At 67.4% G+C, this 4,194-nt stretch carries 6 protein-coding genes; 3 read left to right on the top strand and 3 right to left on the bottom strand.

Annotation, left to right across the window (positions count from 1 at the left end; genetic code table 11):
- From VFG33_RS05285 to VFG33_RS05275, 3 genes are all read left to right on the top strand, one after another.
- The coding region (locus VFG33_RS05285; protein WP_325022982.1) for a phytanoyl-CoA dioxygenase family protein at positions 1 to 389 on the top strand (389 nt) is incomplete at its 5' end.
- A 2-nt stretch (positions 390 to 391) separates the two neighbouring features.
- Positions 392 to 1,249, top strand: coding sequence for a helix-turn-helix domain-containing protein (locus tag VFG33_RS05280; RefSeq protein ID WP_325022980.1), 858 nt, complete (start codon positions 392 to 394; stop codon positions 1,247 to 1,249).
- Between the two features lie 59 nt (positions 1,250 to 1,308).
- Positions 1,309 to 1,656, top strand: coding sequence for a UBP-type zinc finger domain-containing protein (locus VFG33_RS05275; protein WP_325022978.1), 348 nt, complete (start codon positions 1,309 to 1,311; stop codon positions 1,654 to 1,656).
- Positions 1,657 to 1,665: 9 nt separating this feature from the next.
- Here the strand turns inward: VFG33_RS05275 and VFG33_RS05270 are convergent, their stop codons facing one another.
- The 3 genes from VFG33_RS05270 to VFG33_RS05260 form a co-directional block, all read right to left on the bottom strand.
- Entirely contained in the window at positions 1,666 to 2,643 is a 978-nt protein-coding gene (locus tag VFG33_RS05270) for a DNA glycosylase AlkZ-like family protein (RefSeq protein WP_325022976.1), read from the bottom strand.
- A 46-nt stretch (positions 2,644 to 2,689) separates the two neighbouring features.
- Positions 2,690 to 3,682 carry a methyltransferase gene (locus tag VFG33_RS05265; protein ID WP_325022974.1) on the bottom strand — a complete coding sequence of 331 codons (993 nt, stop codon included), beginning with the start codon at positions 3,680 to 3,682 and terminating at the stop codon, positions 2,690 to 2,692.
- A gap of 26 nt (positions 3,683 to 3,708) precedes the next feature.
- Positions 3,709 to 4,194, bottom strand: a 486-nt coding sequence (locus VFG33_RS05260) for a class F sortase (RefSeq protein ID WP_325022972.1), incomplete at its 5' end; no start/stop codon positions are given.

Genomic DNA, 4,194 nt, shown 5'->3' with positions numbered 1-4,194 from the left:
GGACCGGGGTGATCTATCCGAACCGCGAGCACGACGACCCGCAGTACGACTGCACGGTGGAGTCCTATGGTTTCCCCTACGACGACGCCGACGCCGTACCGGTTGAGATGGAGGCGGGGTCGGTGCTGTTGTTCAACGGCTACCTGCTGCACAAGTCCCTGCCGAACACCGGGCGGCACGGCTACCGGCGAGCGCTGGCCAACCACTACATGAGCGCCGAGTCACTCCTGCCCTGGGCGGTTCCGCCGGAGGGGACGACCGTGGCGCAGGCGGACTTCCGGGACATCGTGCTTGTCGCCGGGTCCGATCCCTATGAGTACAAGGGGCTCAAGGAGATCCGCAAGCCGCGGATCCGCCCCGACCGGGACGGCGGTTGCGATAGAAAGTGATAGTGCCTTCGGTCGAACTGCTGCCCCGCTTGGGGCCGGCAGTGGCCGACTATCCGCCAGGGTCGACCTTCGGGCCGCGCGAAGCCCAGTGGTACCAGTTCGTCTGGCTACTGAAGGGCAGCGCCACCTGGCTGTGTGATGGAGTCCGGGTGCCGCTGATGCCGGGCAACTTGTTGCTCATCAGGCCTGGCATGCGCGACGAGTTCCACTGGGATCCGCAGACTCCCACCCGTCATGCGTACGTTCATTTCACCTTGTCCACTGACGGCCCGGTCGAGTGGCCGCTGGTTCGCGACCTGACCGGGCGGCACGACCCGATGGGAGCGCTCTGCCATTACCTGCTGTGGTTAGGCAGCGCGTCCCCACCGGGTTGGGAGGCCCAGGCCCGCGAGACCCTTCGCCTGCTGGTGTTGACCTTCCAGGCCGAGCCTGCGCCAGCGACTCCGAGCCCTCTGTCGCTGCCGGAACCAGTCATCGCGATGATGCACGCGGTCCGCGAGCACTGGTCCGACGGACGGGCAACACCTGTCCCGCTGCGAGAGCTGGCCGCAGCCGCCCAGGTCTCGCCGAGCACGCTGTCCCGCGTGTTCCGGCGACAGTTCGGCGTCGGTCCAGTCGCTGCCATCGAGCTGCTCCGCCTGGCCAAAGCCGAACCACTCCTGTGGCAGAGCAACCTGTCGATCCAGGCGATCGCCGTCCAGTGCGGCTTCGCCGACGCCTACCACTTCTCCCGCCGCTTCCGGGCGATCTACGCGATGTCTCCGACGGCGTTCCGCCAGACCGCGCCGGAAACCGCCCCACCATCCCCCATCGTCTCCACCGGCCTGGCCACCCTGCAGTCCCTCCTTCCGCCCTACTGACCAGCATCTCGGTAAGGTCGGAATTGTCATCGGACCCGACGGATTCGAGGAGTGCTCTGATGGATGGGATCGAACCCAGCGCCGTACCGAGCGGCACAGGCTGTGCCGACTGCGAGTCGGCCGACCCGCAGGGATGGTGGTTCCACCTCCGCCGCTGCGCCCAGTGTGGCCACATCGGCTGTTGCGACTCCTCCCCGGAGCAGCACGCCTCCGCCCATGCCAAGGCTTCCGGCCATCCCATCATCCGCAGCTTCGAGCCCGGCGAAGACTGGTTCTGGGACTACACCGAAGAGGCGATGTACGACGGCGGCCCGCCCCTCGCCGATCCACAACACCACCCGGTCGACCAACCCGTTCCCGGTCCTGCCCACCGAGTCCCCTCCGACTGGACCAAGCTGCTCAACTGAGCCGACGCACTACTGGCACTCCGCGATGTCGATCGACATGGTCGCGTTGGGGATGGGGATGGAGAGGGCTTCGGCCTCCACCGCAGCCCGGGTCTCGGGTGACAGCGGCCCGGCCACCTTGACGTCGACACGGCCGCCCCGTCGTCCCCAGGTGCCGACGATCTTGCCGTCCAGCATGAGTCCGTGCGGATGGAACCAGTCGTGCAGGTGAATCAGTTGCTTCTGGCCCGGACCGATGAACAACCCGTGCCGGTCCTGCCCGAACAGCCGCAGGTCCGATGCCACCAGGAACCGAGCACCCTGCATGGCCGGAGCAATACGGAGGGTCGCCTCGTCGGCGGCGAGGATCGACGCGGGTCGGCCCTCCAGATCGACTGACAGCAACTCGGGCGCCAGCAGCCCCCAGACCTCCTTCGCATCTGCTCGCGACAGTCCAGACCACCAGGCGAAGGCCTCCGCCGTGGTCGGACCGAACGCCTGGAGATGGCGCCGGCAGAGTTCCTTGTGGGCTTCGACGAAATCGATCTCCGGCCGTGGCACCTCGCGGAAGTACAGAGCGCTGGTCGTCCATCGCAGCGCCAGTCGTCCGCTGGCACAAACCCCCCGCAACTCGTGACGTCCGCCCCGCCGCTCGGTGCCGGCAAGATCCCGGCAGATCTCGGCGGCCAGCTGGTCGATCGCCCGGCGCTGGCCCTCGTCCAGCGGCATTCGACCGATCGTGAAGACCCCGAAGTCCTCGGCCGGCAACACATAGACCGCGGCCCGCGGGCTGTAGGTCTGGATCAGCCCAGGAGCCTGCCAGGCCGACGGTTCGCAGTCCTCGACTCGGGCGTGCAGGCCGATCAGGGCATCACGCGGTGCGGTGTCCTGAAGGCCGAAGCGAGCCGCCTGCACGTACGAACCAGCAGGCAGACGCTCAGCCAGGCGATTCACGACCAACCTGTGCTGCACTGCTTGCTCGTAACTGACCGACAGACTCAGCGCCATACCGAGTTTCTAACATCACCCACCGACAGGCTGATCCACCTCAACATCACCCGGCCTTGCGAGCCTGGAGGATCGCCATTCGGGTGCCGGTGTCGATCACCCGGTTCAAACGCAGACCGGCGGCATCGAACAGCGCCGCGTACTGCTCCTCCGTGCGTTCCCTGCCTCCAGGCAGCACGAGCATGTTGAGGTCGGAGTAGGCCGCGACGACCTCGTGCCCCGGGCGATCCAGGACCAGTTCGACGACGAGTACTACGCCACCGGGGTTGAGCGCCGCGGCGCAGGTACGGAGGATCTCCACGCAGCGGTCGTCCGGCCAGTCATGGAGGATCGACTTGACCAGGTACGCGTCCGCGGGCGGCACCGCCTCGAAGAAGCTCCCGACCTCGGCAGACCACCGCGACTCGAGTGCGCGAGATCGCGGTTCCTTGGCCACCACATGCGCCAGATCGAACACCGTGCCTTTCAGGTGCTCATGCTTGGCCAGCACCGCCTCCAACAGGATGCCCTGGCCGCCGCCGACATCAACCACACTGCTGATGCCCGAGAAGTCGTAGGCGGCGGCGACCGCGTCTCCGACGTACCAGCTGAGCGCGGCCATGTTGTCGTTGAAGATCGCGTTCTGTTCCGGATGACTTTGCCGGTGCGTCCAGACGTCGACGCCCTGCAATGCCTCGAATGCGTTCTCACCCGTCCGGACACTGTGGGCGAGGTGACCCCACGCAGCCCAGATCGCCGGATCCTGGAGCGTCCGCGCCAAGGGCCGCATCGTCCCCGGTAGATCGGACCGGAGCCGCTCGCTCAGTGGCGTGTTGGTGACCAGTCCCTCCCGCTCCGCATACACCCCGACCGCGACCAGGGCCCGCAGCAACCTCCGGAAGGTCTCTTCGTCCGCGTGAACCGCACCCGCCAGGTCCTCGACTGTCCGCGGCCCTCCAGCCAACTCGTCCGACAGCCCCAGCTCGGCCGCCACACTCAACGCAGCCGAAACCCGGAACCCGGTGATCATCTCCTGCAAATCCCCACCGCTGCTGCCCATACACCGATCATGCACCCGCGCGAGGCTCAGGCGACCAGGTCGGCGAACACCACGATGTTGGCCTCGTACTTGTTTGATGCGTCGTCCAGCCCGCCACAGGTGATCACACGCAAGCCGGCGTGGTCGAGATCGCCGTACACCGCGGCTGTGGGGAAGGCCGACTTGGGAAACTGCCTGACCCTGGTCACCCGGAACGCAGCCACCGAGCGGTCCTGACGAGTGATGACGATTCTGTCCCCCGGTCTCACCCATCCCAGCCGGGCGAAGACGCCTGCCCGCCCGGACCAGCGGACGTGTCCCGCGACGACGGCAGGCCCCTTCTCACCTGGTGTGGGGCCGCCGGTGAACCAGCCGGCCGGGAAACCGTTCGGCGGGACCTGCAGGTTGCCGTTGCTCTTGATGCCGAGGCGCATCAGGCCTGAGTCCACCCCGATCGCTGGGATTGCGACCCGGACCGGGGTGGACTTCCGCATCGGTGCCGACGGCCCGCGCCCCTGGCCGGGGGGTGGCCG

Source organism: Kribbella sp. (assembly GCF_035687465.1).
Classification (GTDB): domain Bacteria; phylum Actinomycetota; class Actinomycetes; order Propionibacteriales; family Kribbellaceae; genus Kribbella.
The sequence above is the reverse complement of the archived record's forward strand: the minus strand, read 5'-3'. Positions and strand labels throughout refer to the sequence as shown.